We start from the raw sequence: 1,774 nt of genomic DNA on the forward strand, positions 1-1,774 counted from the left end.
AGAGGCTGTCCCATAAGTCATAGAAATGACTGAGGATAGCCTCTCATTTTTTGTAAACAAAAAGAAACCGTTCTTTGGTAAAATGGAGGTACCACCCAACCACTTACGAAAGGAACGGTTTCTTTGTACATTCAATATACCATGAACCAACTTACACTGCCAATGGATCTGGAGGAAGATATTCCTCAAAATCATCTCATTCGCGTCGTCAACGCAGCAGTAGACCGTCTGGACGACGCTATTTTTGACGCGGCTTATCCCGGAGGCGGACGAGACAGCTATCATCCAAAGATGCTCAGCAAAGTCATTATCTACGCCTACACCCAGCGTATTTATTCCTCCCGGCAGATCGCCAAGGCTGTCCGTGAAAATATCATGTTCATGTGGGTCGCGGGTAGACAGCGTCCGGACTTCCGCACCATCAACCGGTTTCGTTCCGAGCGAATGAAAGATGTGTTGGAGGCCGTCTTTACGGCGGTTCTTCAATTTCTAGCCGATGAGAACTACGTACAACTTGAAAACTACTTTGTCGATGGGACTAAAATCGAAGCCAATGCCAATCGGTATACGTTTGTTTGGGGCAAAGCTGTCGTGAAGCACAAAGCCAAGCTTCAAGAAAAAGTTCAGACACTATTTGCTACCATCGAAGAAGCCGAGAAGCAAGAAGAAAAGGCACATGGCAGTGGGGATCTAAGGGAACTAGGCGAAGCTTCGAAAATAACGAGTGAAAAGCTGGAGCTTGCCGTCAAGCAATTGGAAGAAAAACTGCAGGAAAAACCGAAAGATAAGCCTTTGAAGAAGGCCGTACGCAAACTCCGAAAGGATCTCCTGCCTCGCCTTCAAAAGTATGAAACACATGAAGAAATTTTAGGGAGTCGAAACAGCTACAGTAAGACCGACAAGGATGCCACGTTTATGCGAATGAAAGAAGACCACATGCGTAACGGCCAGCTCAAACCGGGTTACAATGTACAAATTGGCACCGAAAACCAATTCATTCTCGGTTACAGTGTTCACCAGCGACCTACAGATACGCGCTGCCTCATCCCACATCTTGAAAAATTAAAGTCGCAGTTGGGCAAGCTCCCAAGCACCATTATTGCAGATGCAGGTTATGGCGGGGAAGAAAATTACGATTATTTAGAGGGAAATGAAACCGAAGCAATCGTCAAATACAGCACCTACCACCGTGAAAAAAGTAAAGCATGGCAAAAAGATATAAGCAAAATCGACAACTGGACCTATGACATTGAGCAAGATACATGGACATGCGCTGCGGGACAAACCCTCGTATTTCGCAGAGTAAGTAGAGAGAAAACGGAAAGCGGATACGAAATCGAATACCGTCATTACCGGAGTGCAAGTTGTGAAAGCTGTCCGCTAAAAGCACAGTGTACCAAAGCCCAGGGTAATCGCGAAGTCAAAGTAAGTTTAAAGTATTTACGATTAAAGAACCAGGCACGAGAAAAACTTCGCAGCGAAGAAGGTTATGCGTTAGCGGTCAGGCGGATGATTGAACCGGAGCCTGTATTTGGTGACATCAAGAACAACCGAGGATTCAAAAGATTCCTGCTTCGAGGCTTGCCTAAAGTAAGCTTAGAGGTCGGGTGGCTTTCGCTTGCCCACAATCTGCTAAAGAAAGCGGCCGTAGACGCAAAAAGCAAAGGAGTTAAGCACATGAAAGCCGCTTAACTCCTTTGCTTTTTTTAAAAACCATTTTTCTGAATGGTAGCCATGTCCTAAAGTCATTAGTTCTTACTTATGGGACACCCTC

The 1,774-nt window shown here is 45.5% G+C and carries 1 protein-coding gene; it reads left to right on the forward strand.

The features are described from left to right. The first annotated feature begins 123 nt into the window (after positions 1 to 123). Positions 124 to 1,692, forward strand: a complete 1,569-nt coding sequence (locus tag AC3WRW_RS32945) for an IS1182 family transposase (protein WP_492550429.1) — start codon at positions 124 to 126, stop codon at positions 1,690 to 1,692. The last annotated feature ends 82 nt before the right edge of the window (positions 1,693 to 1,774 follow it).

This window comes from Paenibacillus sp. FW126-R14 (genome assembly GCF_058789495.1).